Source organism: Alkalimarinus coralli (assembly GCF_023650515.1).
Classification (GTDB): Bacteria; Pseudomonadota; Gammaproteobacteria; order Pseudomonadales; family Oleiphilaceae; genus Alkalimarinus; species Alkalimarinus coralli.
The window spans coordinates 3120752-3138408 of record NZ_CP096016.1 but is presented as its reverse complement, the minus strand read 5'-3'; the positions used below and the strand labels follow the sequence as shown (position 1 = coordinate 3138408).

The 17657-nt window shown below is 45.2% G+C and carries 15 protein-coding genes; 7 read left to right on the top strand and 8 right to left on the bottom strand.

All coding sequences use genetic code 11. The annotated features are described in order from the left end of the window. Positions 1-4: 4 nt before the first annotated feature. Both MY523_RS14135 and MY523_RS14130 read right to left on the bottom strand, forming a co-directional pair. A complete protein-coding gene (locus MY523_RS14135) occupies positions 5-1126 on the bottom strand; it encodes an efflux RND transporter periplasmic adaptor subunit (protein WP_250655337.1) in 1122 nt (373 codons plus the stop codon). Between the two features lie 186 nt (positions 1127-1312). Continuing rightward, a complete protein-coding gene (locus MY523_RS14130) occupies positions 1313-2158 on the bottom strand; it encodes a prephenate dehydratase (RefSeq protein WP_250655336.1) in 846 nt (281 codons plus the stop codon). A gap of 203 nt (positions 2159-2361) precedes the next feature. Between MY523_RS14130 and MY523_RS14125 the strand changes: the two genes are divergently transcribed. Continuing rightward, complete coding sequence (locus tag MY523_RS14125) at positions 2362-3114, top strand: DnaJ domain-containing protein (protein WP_250655335.1); 753 nt, start codon at positions 2362-2364, stop codon at positions 3112-3114. A gap of 22 nt (positions 3115-3136) precedes the next feature. On the opposite strand, the gene MY523_RS14120 is transcribed toward MY523_RS14125, so the two are convergent. Next, a complete protein-coding gene (locus tag MY523_RS14120) occupies positions 3137-3964 on the bottom strand; it encodes a secretin N-terminal domain-containing protein (protein WP_250655334.1) in 828 nt (275 codons plus the stop codon). Positions 3965-4442: 478 nt separating this feature from the next. Here MY523_RS14120 and MY523_RS14115 point away from each other — a divergent pair, with 478 nt between their 5' ends. Beyond that, a complete protein-coding gene (locus tag MY523_RS14115; RefSeq protein WP_250655333.1) occupies positions 4443-5507 on the top strand; it encodes a 3-deoxy-7-phosphoheptulonate synthase in 1065 nt (354 codons plus the stop codon). 108 nt (positions 5508-5615) lie between these two features. On the opposite strand, the gene MY523_RS14110 is transcribed toward MY523_RS14115, so the two are convergent. From MY523_RS14110 to MY523_RS14100, 3 genes are all read right to left on the bottom strand, one after another. Beyond that, entirely contained in the window at positions 5616-5834 is a 219-nt protein-coding gene (locus MY523_RS14110) for a hypothetical protein (RefSeq protein WP_250655332.1), read from the bottom strand. 59 nt (positions 5835-5893) lie between these two features. After that, the gene (locus tag MY523_RS14105) at positions 5894-7834 is read right to left on the bottom strand and encodes a methyl-accepting chemotaxis protein (protein WP_250655331.1); all 1941 of its coding nucleotides are present in this window, start codon (positions 7832-7834) and stop codon (positions 5894-5896) included. 165 nt (positions 7835-7999) lie between these two features. After that, on the bottom strand, positions 8000-8668 hold the full coding sequence (locus MY523_RS14100; RefSeq protein WP_250655330.1) for a LysE family translocator: 669 nt from the start codon (positions 8666-8668) through the stop codon (positions 8000-8002). A gap of 267 nt (positions 8669-8935) precedes the next feature. Here MY523_RS14100 and MY523_RS14095 point away from each other — a divergent pair, with 267 nt between their 5' ends. The 4 genes from MY523_RS14095 to MY523_RS14080 all read left to right on the top strand — a co-directional run bounded on the left by MY523_RS14095 (position 8936) and on the right by MY523_RS14080 (position 13873). Then, on the top strand, positions 8936-9670 hold the full coding sequence (locus MY523_RS14095) for a glutathione peroxidase (RefSeq protein WP_250655329.1): 735 nt from the start codon (positions 8936-8938) through the stop codon (positions 9668-9670). A gap of 118 nt (positions 9671-9788) precedes the next feature. Then, positions 9789-11309 (top strand): dihydrolipoyl dehydrogenase, encoded by a 1521-nt coding sequence (locus MY523_RS14090; protein WP_250655328.1) that lies wholly within the window; start codon positions 9789-9791, stop codon positions 11307-11309. A 93-nt stretch (positions 11310-11402) separates the two neighbouring features. Continuing rightward, positions 11403-12608: a sodium/glutamate symporter gene (gene gltS, locus MY523_RS14085; protein WP_250655327.1), complete on the top strand. Its 1206-nt coding sequence runs from the start codon at positions 11403-11405 to the stop codon at positions 12606-12608. Between the two features lie 230 nt (positions 12609-12838). Continuing rightward, positions 12839-13873, top strand: a complete 1035-nt coding sequence (locus tag MY523_RS14080) for a transposase (RefSeq protein WP_250655326.1) — start codon at positions 12839-12841, stop codon at positions 13871-13873. Between the two features lie 731 nt (positions 13874-14604). Here MY523_RS14080 and MY523_RS14075 read toward each other — a convergent pair. Both MY523_RS14075 and MY523_RS14070 read right to left on the bottom strand, forming a co-directional pair. Continuing rightward, entirely contained in the window at positions 14605-15591 is a 987-nt protein-coding gene (locus MY523_RS14075) for a hypothetical protein (RefSeq protein ID WP_250655325.1), read from the bottom strand. 21 nt (positions 15592-15612) lie between these two features. Further along, a complete protein-coding gene (locus MY523_RS14070) occupies positions 15613-16005 on the bottom strand; it encodes a TerB family tellurite resistance protein (RefSeq protein WP_250655324.1) in 393 nt (130 codons plus the stop codon). A 169-nt stretch (positions 16006-16174) separates the two neighbouring features. Between MY523_RS14070 and MY523_RS14065 the strand changes: the two genes are divergently transcribed. Then, complete coding sequence (locus MY523_RS14065) at positions 16175-17218, top strand: lecithin retinol acyltransferase family protein (protein WP_250655323.1); 1044 nt, start codon at positions 16175-16177, stop codon at positions 17216-17218. The last annotated feature ends 439 nt before the right edge of the window (positions 17219-17657 follow it).

Here is a 17657-nt window from a genome sequence, read left to right as displayed (position 1 = left end):
CCCCTTAGTTAAGTTTAACCGTGTTATTAATGACAACGTGTGAGCCGTTTTGCAGTTTAAGTTGCCCTGCCACGACCACTTGCTCCCCATCTTCCAGGCCCGATATCACTTCAACATAACCGTCGAGCGTGAGTCCGGTCTTAATATAGCGTCGTTCCACAGTTAAAACTGTCTTGGCCTCTTCTCCGCTATCAGGGGCGGGCTCTGCGTTTGTTTCAGAAATAACAAATACGGATGTGCCATATAGCTTTCGCTCTACTGCCTGCTCAGGAACTGTAACCAAATCTCTAGGCTGCCCTGTGATTAATCTGACTTCAGAAAACATACCTGGCAGAAGCTCATGCTCAGGATTATCGATAGTGGCCTGAATTGTGAAGTTTCTCGTTGCTTCGCTGATTCTTGAGTCAATGGCTGTTATCTGTCCTTTAAACTCTTTTTCTGGCCAAGCTGCTACCGTGACTATGGCTGTTTGGCCTAGCCTGACTTGGCTAAAGTGATGCTCTGGTAGCGAGAAATTGACATACACTTGATCCAGTGCCTGTAATGATACAATGGGTGATCCGGCTTGCAGGTATTCCCCCAGATCAACCTTTCTAATACCCAGCTTTCCGCTAAAAGGCGCCCGAATCGATTTTTTGCTGATTGTTGCTTTTTGGCTTTCAATGTTAGCCTCAGCGGTACTTAAACTGGCAAGACTGGTCTCATAGTCAAGAGAGCTGACTGCTTTACGTTCTATAAGTTGCTTGTCGCGCTTAAAATTGGCTTCGGCGAGTTTACCTGAGGCTATCAGCCCCTTAAGCTCAGCTTGATCAACAGATGTGTCCAGTTTGACAAGTAGGGCACCCTTATCAACATCCTGGCCTGATTTAAAGTTGATTGATTGAATCAACCCTGCCACCTCTGTTGTGACGACGACTTCCTGCACGGCTATAACTGTGCCGGTAGACTCCAGAAAAGGAGTACGGGAGCTTGTTTCAGCGGTAGCCGACGAAACGGATACCGGAGGAGGCTGAAAACTGGAGAAGTACTGGTTGACCATTTTTGGCTTAAAGTACCCTAAAAACCAGAAGATGCCACCAAAAACGATAGCCAGAATGATAATCATTATACTCATGCGCTTTAGCATGGATGTTCTCCGTTAGACACTCTTTAGTTTACTGTGACACCCGGCTATGGCGAGTGAAAAAGGGGTTATATCGGGATCGATAAACTGTGGGACTTGGTTTTCAAATCAACTATAGCTGAATCGTAACCGAGTTATTATAGATCGTTGTTCGAAATTATAGATACGTAGAAACCGAAATGTAAATGACTACTCATGAAAATTGGCACTGGCCCTGAATGGGTGGGCTTCATAACTACCAAGAACCCTGACCTCTTCGGCGAAAAAGCTCAGCTCTTCAATTGCCAGCTCCATTGAGCGCATATTCAGGTGGCCTTCTATGTCTACGTGAAACTGGCTTGCATTTAAGCGTCCGCCTGGCATGTAGCTTTCGAGCTTGACGAGGTTTACACCATTGGTGGCAAAGCCGCCTAACGTTTTATATAGCGCGGCGGGAATGTTCCTGACTCTGAAGATTATCGACGTGATATAAGATTTGTGCTGCTCAAAAACGGGGAGCTGTTCTGTGTGAGAAAGAATAATAAAGCGCGTCGTATTGCCTTGCTCATCCTGGAAATTGTCTCTGAGGATCTTAAGGCCATAGAGCTCTGCTGCTAGTGACGATGCTATTGCCGCTTTTGTAGTATCCCCGCTTTGGCTGACTTCGCAAGCAGCGCCAGCGGTATCAAGCTTAGCCACTTCTACCAGCCCTAACTGCGCGATATGGTTATTGCATTGTGCGAGTGCCTGAGGGTGTGAGCCGACGCTGCGAATAGACGCCAGTGATGCCTGGGGGAGGGCTAGCAGACAGTGATTGACGGGTTCAAAATGTTCACCAACGATATGCAGGCTCATTTTGGGGATCAAACGATAGATCTCCTCGACCCGCCCTGCGGTTGAGTTTTCAACCGGTATCATTGCAAGATTTGCCTCTCCCTGTTCAACTGCCTGCATCGCTTCCAGAAAGGTTTCACATGCTCTGGCCTGTCGTTGTGGAAATACGTGCTGGCAGGCAAGATGTGAATATGCACCTTCTACGCCTTGATAGACGATCAATTTAAGCTCCTTGAAACAGGTTGTGGCGGTTAGATTTTTTCAGTCGAACGCGGGATAATCTATCATACTCTTCTATTCTCTTATATAGATAGAGGGCTGTTCGATTTGAAGAGGTATCTGGATTTGACGGAGCCGCTTTGATGGTTGATTTTAGATAGATGGCTCGCGTATGGTTGTTTTATCGTTATCAGAGAGTTTAGTCGATGCATATAGTGATAGGTTTTTTAGCTGCTTTACTCGTATTTAGCCTTATCCGGTACGGTATCAATAGCAACCCTAAGCAGCGCCGACAACTCGGCTATATTATCGCTGTGGTGCTGGCGGCAGGGGTTTTGTTGCTGCTGCTCCTGACGGGGCGAATTCACTTTATAGCCGCTATTGTGGCTGCTGTTATCCCGTTTACTAAAAAGCTTCCGGTATTGCTTCGGTATGTCCCGCTATTTCGTTATTTGAAACAACAGGTACAAGCATCTAAGCAGGCTGACTCGGATGATCAGTCAACGGTAGAAACGTCTTTGCTGACTATGACACTAAACCATCGCAACGGAGAGATGAACGGAGAGGTATTGCAAGGTGATTTTAAAGGCAAGCGCTTAAATGCGCTTAACCCTCAACAACTGTTTCAGCTATATCAGTTGGCATCCGACCAGTATATTGATTCCGTGCCTGTCTTTGATGCCTTCCTGCAACGCCGTCTCGGTAAAGAGTGGCGAAAACAAGCAGAACAGTCTGGCTATCAGTTTGATGAGCTAAAGGCCCATGTTAACCCATCGAATATGGATACCGCGCAAGCGCTACAGGTTCTGGGGCTCAGCGAGGGGGCAACACGTGAGGAAATTTTGGATGCTCATCGTAAATTGATGCAAAAGTTGCATCCAGATCGAGGTGGAAGCAATTTTCTGGCGGCACAGGTTAATATGGCGAAAGACATATTATTAGAACAGCTGGATCGTTGAGTCTGGGGCGTGATTAAAGCAGCTATTGCGTCACCAGCTCTACTTTAATGGTTACATTTTGATCTTCCACGCTCTGTCGTTGGGTGGAGTAGCTGATCCCGCTTTGATGGTTGTTGTTAGCTGTCGAACTTCCGCCGATACTAACCCACTCACCCAGTCTGACCACCTGTATTGTCTCGACCGTCGTGGTGTCTATTTCATTGTAATGTTGTTTACTTGAGCGGTTTTGCTGAGATCGAATCTTCAGCTCAACCTGGCTTTCCCCAATAAGCCTGGGTTGAACATAAAAGCCGCGGGTCATATCAATGTAATCCACTGAGTTGACCCATTGGCCATTGACCAGTTGGCGGCCTCTGACAGGCCTTTTTTGGCCTGCGCTGATATAGGCTGAGTGACCCTCTACCGCCCTTACGGTTTGATTTCCCGAACCTCGTGTTTGATATGTTTTGTTGTGAGCAGATATTTTAACTCCGTTACTGCTGGCAGAATTGGTTGATATTGATGCAGCGCCAGAGATACCAGATTGCAACTGCTTATGGTTCATATCGTTTGAGATACTGATTAAAAATTGATGCGGTGGCGTATCCAATGATGAAACGAGTTGTTTAACCTCATCGACTATAGGAGCGCTAGCTCTTACGGTAAGTTGCTTGTTGTGGCCAACGATTCGTAATTCCTGTTCAGGGTAGAGTGCCTTGACTTGTTGGGCGATATCTTCGGCTGAACGGTGTTGTATAGAAATAACCTCAACCGTTTGAGCAAGCACAGATGCACTTAAAATAAAAAGTATAAGCACCAAGCTTGATCTGACCAGCGGCCTGCTGGCTGTTTTAACCCTGCTGAATTTCATAACGAGATCCTTAGATACAGTTGAGCGAGATACTGTTTTTTCATCCCTGTATATGGAATGTAGCACTAAATATCTAAAATCGCAGGCACCTGTTTGATGACGCCATGCAAAAATGCGGCTAAAAAATATATTAAGTTTGCTGAAATCAGGTTTGAAAGTTTGATTATTTGCGTTAAGCTTCTGCATTATGAATATGAAAAGCACGCAATTAAATTCCTTACTTGTTGATCTGTCCGCAGCCATTGCGGGGCAGGCTCGTGTCTTTTCGTCTGATACTTTTACTGGTTGGCACTATTGGTTTTACTTTTTTAGTAAAACGGTTAAGCGAACCTGGATGCCTATGAAATAGCATAACGTATCTGGAAGGTGAGTTTAACAAAACAGCCTTCCGGAAGATTTTTAAAACCCCGAAAGGCTTTGGCTGATCGGGGTTTTTTCGTTTTAGGGCTTAAATTAGGGAACAATAAGGAATTCATAGATGACACACTTAACGAGTACAAGCTTAAATCACGCTACGGTGGCAGCGACCTCCTCTACCAGCGTGGAGGTTTTGCCATCACCTGCTGTGATTAAACGCCAGTTGCAAGCTAAACCGGCGTTGTTATTTGAGGTTCAACAGCATCAGCAGAGCATTCATCGTATCGTAAATGGTGAGGATGCACGAATGCTGGTGGTGACAGGGCCTTGCTCTATTCACGATACCGCGTCTGCGATTGATTATGGTCGACGACTTGCGCACCTGTCAGCCCAAGTGAGTGATCGCTTGTGTATAGTGATGCGTTGCTATTTTGAAAAACCCAGAACCACCGTCGGCTGGAAAGGGTTGCTGCACGACCCATCCCTGAATGGCTCTGACAATATGGAGCAAGGAGTCAGGTTATCTCGAACCTTGCTGCTAGAGCTTGCTGCCATGGGGCTTCCCCTGGCAACAGAAGCCCTCAGCCCGTTGGCGATTAGCTACTATGACGACCTGATCAGTTGGGTCGCGATTGGTGCGAGAACCACTGAATCTCAACCGCACAGAGAGATGGCCAGTGGGCTTAATGCGGCGGTGGGGTTTAAAAATGCAACAGACGGCAGCTTTGCAACAGCTATTCACTCCATGAAGTCGGCGGCCAGTCCCCATGCGTTTATGGGAGTATCTGACAATGGGGAAGTGGGTGTTGTTCGTACGGGGGGGAACGTAAATGGCCACATTGTGCTCAGAGGTGGAAATGGGCAGCCGAATTATGATGCACTAAATATTGCCCGTTGCCAGCACGCATTGCGTGATGCCGGGTTAAATGAACGTATTATGATTGACTGTAGCCATGAAAACTCAGGGAAAGACCACCTTCAGCAGCCCAACGTCCTAAGTGATATAGCAGAGCAGGTTAGTTCAGGTAATCGGTCAATTATGGGCGTGATGATTGAGAGTCATATCAATGAGGGGCGCCAGAACATATCTGAGGAGATGGAATACGGCGTCTCAATCACTGATGCCTGCATGAGCTGGGAGCAAACCGAAAAATCTATTCGAGCGCTTTATGAGCAATGCGGTTAATTTACTCGTCTGAGCAGGGTATTAATCGGCTTGGTTTGAGGTGTAGCGACAGGCTTGATTTGCTGGCTCTCTTGGTGAGAGCCAGACGTTATTTACTAATTCAGCTAATTACTGTTTCTTATCGCCTTGGGAAGAGGGCTGCGTTTGCTGGTCTTCTTTTTTGCCCGGCTCAGATATTGATTTTATTTCAGACAACTTCACAGCAATCCCCATTGAGGCGACGAAGACAATCGCGATAAATACCCATAAGTGGCCAAACAACCACGTACAAAAAAGGCAAACAGCACCCGCTGTAAATGAGTAGAGTAGAGCCTGCTTTGTCGACATGTTGCACCCTGTTTCAAGATTGTATCACCTGTAGTAATACACTATGCTTTGTTGGCGCATTACTCAACTTTAAACTGGGACACCTTATCTTTTAGCAATTTAACCACATCGTCTATTTCAGTGCTTGAGGCTGCAGCCCGGTTTACCGATGACGCAGTCTGTTCTGTTGCTTCATTAATATTTACAATATTGCGATTAATCTCCTCTGCAACATGAGTTTGCTCTTCTGCCATTGAGGCTACTTCTGTTGATAGGTCAAATAGCTGTGTGACCGAAGTCGAAACACTCTCTAAATGGGCATCTGAATTGCTAAATGAGTCAATGCTTTCTTTGGCTACCCGGTTTGCCGTGTTAATGGCATTGACGGCAGATTTACTGCCCTCTTGAAGGCCCTCAATGCTTTGTTGAATTTCTGTCGTTGATTGCTGTGTTTTGCTGGCCAACGCTCTAACTTCGTCGGCAACCACTGCAAACCCTCGTCCACTCTCTCCAGCTCTGGCAGCCTCTATCGCTGCGTTTAGTGCCAGAAGGTTGGTCTGTTCGGCGATGCCTCTAATTACATCGAGCACGGAGCCGATCTGGTTGCTATGGGTTTCAAGCTCCATAACAACCTGATTTGCATTCGTTATATCTCTTATCAACTGGTTTAACTGAGCGTTTACCTGAGTGGAAATGCTGGAGGCTTCGCTGGATTCCGATTGAATATCTTCTACATTTTTTGCGGCTGTTTGAATGCTCTCTGCAACATGCTGAATTGAACTGCTCATTTGAGAAATAGCTGATGATATCTGCTCAATCTCATTCTGTTGTCTATTTACCGCACTGTTAGCCGTGTTTGCCGTATTGGCCAATGTGCCTGTCATATTTGAGGCGTTATCCGCAGCGAGGTTAACCTCTGTAATGATACTTTGCGTTTTTTCTATAAAACGGTTGAGTGCCGTTGCCATGTTGGTAATCTCGTCGCTCCCGGTAATTTGCGCTCGCTGAGTAAGATCCCCTTCGCCCTCAGCAATACCCCATAAGGCTTTTCTCAGGCTATTAATTTTATTAAGCACGAGCTTGGTCAGCAAAAATGCCATGCATAGTAAGGTTACCAATGAAGCAATAATGACCAAGGTTGTTAGAGATACTGTTAAGTTTGTTGCCCCGGAACTGATCGTGTTGATTGATGATGAAATCGTTTCGCCCAGATCGTTGGTGGTTTCTTTGAGTGATGTTTGTAATGCAGCAACAACATTGACCGACTCTTCTCTCATCGTCTCTTTAACGGTCTTATTGCTATCGTTTATAAGTTTACTAAAGCGATCTTTTAGCGACTGAACTTCTGAAACAACCTGCGCGTTGCTGATCCCTAAGACAAACTTGCCTATTTCAACATCTCTTGAATTTATTGGTTCGTAGATAACCGAAATGTCGTTATTTTTGGGGGCTGCCTCGAGTACTTTGTTAACTGAACCGCGAACCTGGCTGCTGGAAATGAGGTCTTTTATGATGGGGTCTTTGCGGTTCAGGTAGCGAGTGAGTGGCTTGCTTTCCTTGTCCAGGAATATAGCAAACACAACATTGTCTGTCTGATGCGCCATTTCTACAATGCGTGTCAGCTCAGGCGTATCGTTGTCCCAAATATAAGGCGGTGCTATTTGAGCGAGCACCGTTGCAAGTGTCCTTGATGATTGCTCTAGCGAATATTGGAAGCTCTCTTCTATTATCAGTTCTTCTTTTTCAAAGTTGAGCGCAAGCGTTGCCGAAAGCGATTGGCCGGTTTTATCGGCCATCTGTTGAATGAGTGTTTCCACCTGAGAATTTGTCTGAGCGAGCTGGGTTGTTATCTGTTGTTCGCTGTTTTTCAGGCCCGACTCGATACTATGGTTGAGGCTGTTTACGTTACTTGAGGTGAGTACAATAAACAGCAAAACCTGCACGATAGAGATAACAATCAATGCGGCAAAAACCGGCTTCAGTAGTTTACTGCTGACCATTGACTTGAAAAATGTTAGCACAATCAATCCGCCCCCGGTTTATTAACAGAGCCTGGATGATTATGGCTACCACTTCTCAGGCGTCGCTTATAATCAAAGCATAGTTCAAGAACAGGGTAATGGAGAAACTATCTCTATACTCAGCGACATATATACTGTTAAGCCCCGATTTACGAGGTGTGCAATCTATGACGGGTCTGGGCTATCTAACGTAGCAAATGCCAGCTTTCCGGCTAAGAGGATGAGTGCTCCCCCCATTACACGCTCGACCCAGTGCCCAAAGTGCGAGAAAAAAGAGCGAACCCGCTGTTGCGAGAGAAACAGCGATAACCCGATAAACCAAAGCCCGGTCGCAAAGGCCATCCATAGACCATAAAAGAGTTGCACGGCGGTTGGAGTACCAGGGCTGATGACGACAGTAAAAAGCGCCACAAAAAACAGTGTGGCTTTAGGGTTTAACGCGTTGGTTAAAAAACCGAGGCGGAAGCACGACATCGCCGAATGATATGACAGCAGGCGGCTGTTCGGTGTATCGGATTGACTCAGGTTTAGCGACTGTGGTTTTGCGTTTATGCATTGCCAACTGACAAAAAGCAGATAGCCAACTGCGAGAACCTTGAGAATATTAAATGCCAGGACTGATTGAGATATCAATAGCCCTAACCCTAACAACGAGTACGTCACATGGAGCAGGATACCGGCTCCCACCCCTATGCTGGTCCATATCGCTTCTTTACGGCCTAAACTAATACTTTGTCTTACGACGACAGCGAAGTCGGGGCCAGGGCTGGCGACGGCAAGAAGGTGAACGGTTACAACCGTTAGAAACTCTGGCCAATACTCTAATACAGACATATCTAATCTCATCACAGGTTACCCTCTGCACTCAGAGGAGATGGTGCTCATCCTAACACGGCTAATACAATGGTTGAAGGTGAGGGCGTGAGCTTTTGTCGCTCCTATCGCGGCGGCTGTGTTGACTAGGCGATGGTCTGTCTGGTCGCCTATATAACTAACTATATTTAAAATCTATCAAAGTAATTTAAACAATTAATTATCTTAATCGGTGTCTCTATCGTATCTTATTTACATCAACTAAACATCACGACCCAGGAGAAACAAATGTTGCAATCTAGAGAAGGCCACGCAGTTCCACAAGTTACATTTCCGATCAGAGAGAACAATGAGTGGAAACAAGTTACATCTAAAGAGCTTTTTGAAGGTAAAACCGTCGTTTTATTTGCATTGCCAGGTGCATTTACGCCTACCTGCTCAAGCACGCACTTACCTCGATACAATGAATTGGCAGGCGTGTTCAAAGAGAATGGTGTTGATAGCATCATCTGTTTATCAGTTAACGACCCGTTTGTGATGGATGCCTGGAAAGAGAACCAGAATGCAGAAAATATCTACTTTTTGCCTGACGGAAATGCGGAGTTCTCAGAAGGCATGGGCTTAGCCGTAGACAAAAATGAGCTGGGCTTTGGCAAGCGCTCATGGCGTTATTCAATGCTGGTAAAAGACGGCATTATTGAAAAAATGTTTATTGAGCCACAAAAGCCAGGCGACCCTTTTGAAGTATCTGACGCAGACACCATGCTTAACTACATCAATGAGGAAGCCAAGTTACCCGCAAGAGTAACGCTTTTTAGCAAGCCTGGCTGCTCACACTGCCACAGAGCAAGAAACCTTTTGGACGCCAAAGGTATTCGATATGAAGATATTGAGTTGGGGCAAAATGGTATTAGCTATAGTTCACTACAAGCCGTTACCGGAAAAGGAACAACACCTCAAGTATTTGTTGATGGGGTTCTGATTGGTGGCGCAGATGAACTGGAAGTGTATATGAGCCGCTAGTCACTGACCATTGCGAAGAGCCTTGCCTGGAGGTAAGGCTCACACTGAAATAATATATCTTAAGGCGATCATGAGGTTGTGCAAACTTAGTAACATGGTTTAGCCAGGCTTGGGAGGAATGATGCAGGCATATCAAACAGAAAAAATGATACGAAAAGTTGATGTACTGATAATTGGCGCAGGCACCGCAGGCTTAGGGGCATACCGTGCAGCCAAGGAGCATACTGATAGCGTATTACTTGTTGAAAGTGGGCCGTATGGAACGACCTGCGCAAGAGTCGGTTGTATGCCAAGTAAGTTATTGATCGCGGCAGCAGAAGCAGCACATTCTATTGAGAAAGCCCCTGTCTTTGGCGTTCACCCTGGCCCGCTGAGCATTGACGGGGCTGAGGTCATGAGTCGTGTTCGTTCAGAGCGGGATCGTTTTTCGGGCTTTGTTGTGGAGTCGGTTGAAAATATTCCTGCAGATGACCGGCTTCGAGGGGTTGCATCGTTTGTAAGCGATCACCAAGTAGCGGTCACACTGGAAGATGGCGCAGAAATTGAGCTAGAGGCAGAGCGAGTGGTTATCGCCACAGGTAGTCGACCAAGCTATCCGTCGAGCTTTGAAAAGTTAGATGACCGGTTACTAATCAATGACACCGTCTTCGAGCTGGAGACCCTGCCAGACTCTATTGCCGTGTTTGGGCCGGGTGTCATTGGGCTGGAGCTTGGCCAGGCGCTGAGCCGACTGGGTGTTAGGGTTAAAGTCTTCGGCTTGGGAGGTGGCTTAGGGGCGATACGAGACCCTGATATCAGAGCCTATGCCAGAAAAGCGTTTAATGATGAATTCTATCTTGATCCCGATGCTCAAGTGCAGGGAATGGAGCGAGTGAAATCAACCGTCGATGGTGAAACAAAGCCACAGGTAGAAATTGCCTACAAACACCTGAAAAAGGGTGATGTGGTGGAACGGTTTGATTTTGTCTTGGCTGCTACTGGCCGGGTGCCCAATGTTGATAAGCTAGGCTTGGAAAATACCTCCCTTGAGCTTGATGATAGAGGTGTTCCGCTATTTGATCGATATACCATGCAGGCACAGCGAATTGACGCGAAAGCTGGAAGCCACATTTTTATTGCGGGTGATGCCAATAATGATATTCCGTTGTTGCATGAGGCCGCAGATGAAGGCCGTATTGCTGGGCAGAACGCTGGAGGTTTTCCACGGGTTCTTGCGGGTAACAGAAGGGCTCCCATTGCGGTGGTGTTTACCGATCCGCAAATTGCGGCAGTCGGGCTAACACTGGATCAGGTTAAAGAACGTTGCCAAACCTGTTATGCCACGGGAGAGGTCTCGTTTGAAGACCAGGGCAGAAGCAGAGTAATGGCAAAGAACAAAGGTCTGCTTAAAGTATATGGGGAACAAGGTACAGGACTGTTTTTGGGGGCAGAGATGTTTGGCCCAGCCGCTGAGCATATTGCACACCTGCTATCGTGGGCAGTTCAAAAACGCATGACGGTATCCGAGATGCTGGATATGCCGTTTTATCACCCGGTGATAGAAGAAGGGGTTAGAACGGCCCTGCGCGATCTTAACCATAACTTGCATATTGGGCCAGACGTGATAGAGCGCTGCTTGGATTGCGGGCCTGGCGCTTAACTATTAAGTAATTACAATCACTCCCATTCTTGTCGCTATCAGACGGTGCTGGTAATCTAGCACCGTCTTTTTGTTGATATAAATGGGATAACAATGAGTTACCGCATCGAGGGAATCGACTTTCTTATACTCAGCATCATTGCCGTGTTTGCCGGGGCATTTATTAATCGTGTTATTCCTTTACTCAAAAGAAATAATATTCCCGACGCGGTAACCGGAGGGTTGCTGTTCAGTCTGGTTATCACACTTGTAAGCAGTCATTGGGGGCTTACGGTTGAGTTCGATATGAGACTGAGGGACATTCTACTGCTGGTCTTTTTCACAACAGTAGGTTTAACAGCCAAGTTCAGGTTGCTGCTGGCGGGTGGAAAAGCATTGGCGATCCTGCTCGCTATTTCTATGATGTTTCTGTTTTTGCAAAATGCGACCGGGGTGCTGGTGGCTACATCGTTCGGCGGCAATCCGGCCTACGGGCTTTTTATAGGCAGTATTTCGTTAGCCGGGGGGCATGGTACGGCTATCGCGTGGGGGGCAGAGGCTGCAAAAGCGGGCCTTGAGCACGCAGAAGCGCTCGGTATTACCTTTGCGACCTTTGGCTTAATTATGGGGGGCATCATTGGCGGGCCTATTGCTGGCCGGTTGATTAAAGTGAACGGACTCAAGCCGGAGGGCGAGCTTGATACCATCAAAACAGTGGCTGAAGTGAAAGAGCAGTATCACCCCACCAAACTTGAGGATATTCTGAAAACGGTTTTGATTATTGCTATCTGTATTCAAGTCGGTGACTTGGTTAACCGGTTTCTTTTTAGTACGGGAATGCTGTTGCCTGGCTTTCTGACCGCGATGTTGATGGCTATCTGTATTACCAATGGTGCGGAACTGGTCAAGTTTAAGATTAGCGAGCGAGCGGTCAGTGTTGCAAATAATCTGAGCCTACAGATATTCCTCGTAATGAGTTTAATCTCCATGCAATTTGCGGCGCTGTCTGAAGGGGTTCTGTCAGCGGTTATCGTTATGTGCATTCAAGTGACACTTATTACGCTGTTTACCATGTGGGTGGTGTTTCGCGTTATGGGGCGAAACTATGACGCAGCGGTAATGGCGTCGGGCTTTGCCGGGTTAGGGCTTGGGGCAACTCCGGTTGCGATTGGTAATATGAATGCGATTACTAGCCGGTTTGGGCCATCACCCAAAGCTTTTCTGGTTGTTCCGTTAGTCGGTGCATTTTTTATTGATATCGCTAATGCTTTGATACTCAAGTTCTTCTTAGCGTTACCGATGATGGAAGGAGGTTTTTAGGAACCGTTTGTTCAATTGCTAAAAAGTGGATATTTCGAAAAGAGTCTAAAATCGTAGCCTTGATGCAAGGAGGCACGACTGGAATCAGGGTTTTGGTTGATAGCTAATGTTGGTATCTTTAGGTTTGAAGATGAACATCTCTCCCCTGATTCCGCTGCGAGGCTGTGAAAGCATCCATAGGCTCCCCGCTGTATAATATCGTCGCCTAACGACTTCGAAGATATAAGAAAATGGGAAGACAATACAAGAAAACACACTCCCGCGATCAAGGGGATTTGTTTCCGAGCCATATGGATGACTACGTGCATGAGAGTCATCCCATCAGAGCCCTTGATGCCTATGTTGAATGTTTAGACTTAGGAAAGCTCGGTTATCAACATACCTTAGAGAACAAGGTTAATAGCGGGCAGCCTGCCTACCCTCCCGGTGCGTTACTCAAGCTTTACCTCTACGGATATCTAAACCGCATTAAGTTGAGTCGTCGGTTAGAACAAGAGTGCCACTGCAATATAGAGGTGATGTGGTTAGTTCAAGGGCTTAAGCCAAGCTATAAGACGATCGCTAATTTTCGCAGCCAAAACCGGCGTGCGATTCGGGAGACTCATAAAGAGTTTATTTTATTCTGCAAGAAACTTTCGTTGTTTGAAGGCCAGTGCATTGCTATTGACGGCAGTTTCTTTAAAGGAAGCGCGAGCCGCAAGAGCTTTACGACCACCACAGGTCTCAAGAAGAAGCTCAAAAAGCTAGAGGCGCATATCGAGCAATGGCAGAACGAGCTAGATCAGCAAGATGCGCAGGAAAAGGAAGAAGAAAACAAGCCCAATGATATTGAACTGGAAAAAGTGCTTCAGCAACTCGAAGACTGGAAAAAAGAAAAACAAGATAAAGAGAGCGAATTAAAAAGGTTAGAAAAATCTAAAAGAACACAAGAGAGCAGTACAGACAAAGATGCCCGTTTACTGAACAAAGGAACTCAAAAGGTATCCGGCTACAGCGTACAGATAGCAGTAGATAGCAAGCATCACTTGATTGTTTGCGAAGAAGTCACAACGGAGCCAAACGATCTTAAACAATTGCACCCAATGTCGCTAAAAGCAAAGAAAATACTGAATTCAGATGAGTTAGAAGTGCTTGCTGATGCGGGCTATTACAGCGGGGCGCATATTGCTAAGTGTGTAAAAGATAAGATAACACCTTATGTTCCCAAGCCTAAAACAGGGGGTAAGGGGAAAAAGGGAAAGCAGGTTGGAGCCACTTCCTGCTAAGAGGCCAAGAGAAGGTAGCGGCTGAGTTTAGTTTAATGGCGTTATGCTATAACTTCACACGTACACTTAATGTGTTGGGGTTCGACAGGCTCCTTGAGGAGATAAAAAATAAAGCTCTGTTTCGCCTTAAAAGAAGGAACTCAGCTCAGAGCTATATTTAAAGGCTTATAATTATTACCTGTTTCTACAGATAATAATTAAAAGGGGCGTTGTAATGGCGCCAGATTCGCTTCGAGTTCGCCTTGAAGGCAAAGAATCTCTTGCTTGTTAATACTTTCACAGCCTCTACGCTTCATCAAGGCTACTGACATCCCAACGTCCGCAAAAGACTCTAAAGAGACACTTATAAATTAGGTGTAGATCCTCCATTGAGTCTGCCCAGACTGTTTTTAACTTGGTAATTTTTCACAAATCTCAAGGTTCAAGTTTGTAAACTCTTCCCACGAGTAAATTTCAGAATAATAAGTTTGATATTGTTTGTCTATTTGGCAGATGTCAGGTCTATTCTCATAGACATTACAAATGTTAGTGGCACAATTTAGGTGCTTACAAATGCCATCCCCTCTATCCAACCATGAAGTCAGGTCAGATAGATCAACATTTTTGCAGCATTTTCCACACTGTGTGCATGGAAATGGTTCTAAAGATACCGTAGTGATTTTTTGAGGCTTATCTGTCATAAAGTGAAGGGCCAATACATAGGCCCTGATCTATATTTTGTTTGAAAATATTCAGCTGTCGCTTTTTGATAAGGTCGTTTTTCCTAAAGTGACGGCTTTACGAGACTCCTTAGTTAACGAGCCTTTTTTATCAATAATTGGCGATTCCATAATAGTTTTAAGCACTTTTGCTGTGGATGCGGCCAAGAAAACAAGCTTCTTGTTTTCTTCGGAGTACATTTGATAGTCCTTATTTTCTTCAACTAAATCCTGTAAAGAATTTAGCAGTGGTATAAATCGCTCATTTAGACCAACAAGAATTTTGTTTATCTCGCGGAACCTGCGGCCAATACCGTCTGTGGCAACCCCTGCAGACTTCATCTCTTCAGCTGCTAGTTCAGCTTTATCAAAATTTGCGTATGCATCATGTTTTGCTGCTTCAGCCTTTGATGCTAGCATCATTCCGCCGACTGCTAGAACTGGGCCGGCAACAACCCCACCTAAAACGGCCATTCCGCCGGCCATTCCAAATCCTCCGCTAGCGAGAGATCCTCCGCCTAGCCAAGCCAGAGTAGCATTTGTTGCTGCTGCTCCACTTAAGCTACCAATGGCGGTTCCTGTCGATGCGGCTCCAAATGTTCCAACTCCGCCATAAGCAGCAAGGCCTGCTAAACCGCCGCTTCCGAGGGCAGTCATCCCTCCAGTCACAGCTTGCTTTATTTCGAAGACTGACTCCTCCATCGCGAGCATTTCAGCACGGTCTATATTGGGTAGTCCAAAACTATCTATTAGAGACTCATCATCAAAATCAATAGCTTTAATTAGTGAGAAAGTTTCAACAAAAGGAACAATTGAGTTCTTGTAGAGGCCAAACTTTGTTTTCCCAAGCGTTTTCATTTGCGTTTGGGCTTTCTCGCGTTTTGACTCTAGTTTTGTTTTAGCGTTATCGTAAAGCTCTTCTGCTCGTTCATTCCAGTGTTTCGCTGAGTCGTGATCAGATTTGGCATCGACACCTTTTTTTACTCCATAAACACCAGTTGCCAAAGCTGCACCTGCCAAAATAAGGGGTAAAGGCATGTCTTAGTTCTCCATGAAAATTATAGCTTCTTGCATTAGGGTCATTTGTCTTTGTGCCCAAGATTCCAAGTCTTCTAGCAAAACCTCTGGAACCTTGATCATTCCTGCTACTTGGGAAATGTAATTTTTTTCTTTTTCATCGTAATTTTCATCTACGCATGCAATACTGATTAATTCCAGCAAAAGCGAAACTCGAGATTTTTGATCGAGAAACAGTGTGGCTAAATCATCATTTGAAGTGATTTTCACCGGCTCGCTCTCAACCGAGCAAAGGGATTTTAATTCTTCAACCAGGCTGAACTCCCGATCATCAACTTGACCATCTATTTCTATCAGTTCTATTGCCATTCCTAGAAAAATACTTTGCTGTGATGGAGTTAAATTGTGAATAAACATGCAATATCCTTGTAATTTAAGTAAGGATTTCAGCCTAGTCATCTAACCCAAATTTAACAATGAAACAGTCGTATATTTATGTAACAGATTGCAAAATCGGGTACCTTAATGCCGGTTCGAAGGCTATCATTCTTAAGTTTCTATAAAAACGAATTAAAGGATTTCCGGTTTGAATAATTTAGAATTAAATTTACCAGAAAAAGAGGTTTCTGAGTTTCTTACACGGAAATATCTAGATCAGGTTTTTCAAAGTACGGTAATTGAAGACCATTCATTGACCGACCAAATTAATAGACATTATAATCTACCCAAAATTGGATCCCACCTTGTAACCCCTCGTCTTGGCTACACGCATCATGGTGTATATGTGGGCGATGAACAGGTAATCCATTACTCGGGATTTGGGAATGAGATGCGGGGTGGGCCAGTTGAGAAAGTGAGTATAGGCGAGTTCTGCGATGGGCGGGAATATACAATTCAGTATCATAATCATGTTCAGTTTTCACCTGAACAAATTGTCGAAAGAGCAAAGTCCAAACTTGAAGAGTCGCAGTATAATCTTGTCTTCAATAATTGTGAACACTTTGCAAACTGGTGTATAGATAACCTTCATATAAGCAATCAGGTCCATCAAGTCAGCCGAGCGGTTTTGCCCAGAGGCACTTATATTGTAGCTCTTGAACAGACACGAATATCTCTGGTTGGCTATTTGAAGGGTGATATCAATAAAGAAAAACTTTTCGAGGATATAAGTCATACAGTTATTAATACGGCATCAATGTCTTTTTATGGTGCGTTAGGTCAGGCTGCTATACCTATTCCCGTAGCGGGGTTTCTTATTGGTTCTAGTATAGGTCTTGTGGTTGGTAACTTATTACAACAATCTGGCCTTTTGGCGCTTGGGGATAGCCCTGTCGTGCAAGAGGCAAAAGAAAGGAGGCATGAAATAAATCAATTATGTCAACGCCTAATACCCGAGATTCAAAAAAGTAGAGCGCAGCTTGAAGAATATTTATCTACCCATTTTGAGAGCAGAGCAGCTATATTTTCAAGCGCATTCAATTCATTGGACGAATCGTTAACAACACTTGATACAAAACGCTTTACTGATTCTCTTGAACAGATAAATAATCAATTCGGTACTGTTCTTGAATTCGCTGACTTTCAAGATTTTGATAACTTTATGGAGTCTGATGATTCTTTTGATTTTTAACCACCCATAGCTAAAGGCTTATCGAGCCCTTTATAGCTATCTTTTGCTCCAAAGCGAGGTTATCCCTGAGCTAATCTCACGCTTCTAAAGGAGGTCGTCTCTTAGCCGATTTCTGCCTTCATAGGTTCCGCTACCTTAGCCAAAATCTAGGGGGGGGGACTTATGGTCGAACAGATAAACCCTGATTCCAGTCGTGCCTCCTTCCATCAAGGCTACGAACCCTCTCAGAATCGACAGTGCCCTTGTAGTCGTGATGCAGCGAAGCAGAATCAAGTGAATTCAACCCCTGCTAGGATATACAAAACTTGAACTCCTGTGGAGGAACGGAAACTAAAAGAGCATATGGTATAAATTTCATTCGTGGCAAAAAAAAGGGTGGATCAGCCTAAATGCTTAATCCACCCTCATCTTGTACCTTGTACCTTGTACCTTGTACCTT

Bases quoted from the DNA above. Each gene is read 5' to 3' on its own strand.
- MY523_RS14115 (WP_250655333.1), top strand. From the start codon at position 4,443: ATGACACACTTAACGAGTACAAGCTTAAATCACGCTACGGTGGCAGCG.
- MY523_RS14095 (WP_250655329.1), top strand. From the start codon at position 8,936: ATGTTGCAATCTAGAGAAGGCCACGCAGTTCCACAAGTTACATTTCCG.
- MY523_RS14135 (WP_250655337.1), bottom strand. From the start codon at position 1,126: ATGCTAAAGCGCATGAGTATAATGATTATCATTCTGGCTATCGTTTTT.
- MY523_RS14080 (WP_250655326.1), top strand. From the start codon at position 12,839: ATGGGAAGACAATACAAGAAAACACACTCCCGCGATCAAGGGGATTTG.
- MY523_RS14125 (WP_250655335.1), top strand. From the start codon at position 2,362: ATGCATATAGTGATAGGTTTTTTAGCTGCTTTACTCGTATTTAGCCTT.
- MY523_RS14090 (WP_250655328.1), top strand. From the start codon at position 9,789: ATGATGCAGGCATATCAAACAGAAAAAATGATACGAAAAGTTGATGTA.
- MY523_RS14120 (WP_250655334.1), bottom strand. From the start codon at position 3,964: ATGAAATTCAGCAGGGTTAAAACAGCCAGCAGGCCGCTGGTCAGATCA.
- gltS (WP_250655327.1), top strand. From the start codon at position 11,403: ATGAGTTACCGCATCGAGGGAATCGACTTTCTTATACTCAGCATCATT.
- MY523_RS14110 (WP_250655332.1), bottom strand. From the start codon at position 5,834: ATGTCGACAAAGCAGGCTCTACTCTACTCATTTACAGCGGGTGCTGTT.
- MY523_RS14100 (WP_250655330.1), bottom strand. From the start codon at position 8,668: ATGTCTGTATTAGAGTATTGGCCAGAGTTTCTAACGGTTGTAACCGTT.
- MY523_RS14070 (WP_250655324.1), bottom strand. From the start codon at position 16,005: ATGTTTATTCACAATTTAACTCCATCACAGCAAAGTATTTTTCTAGGA.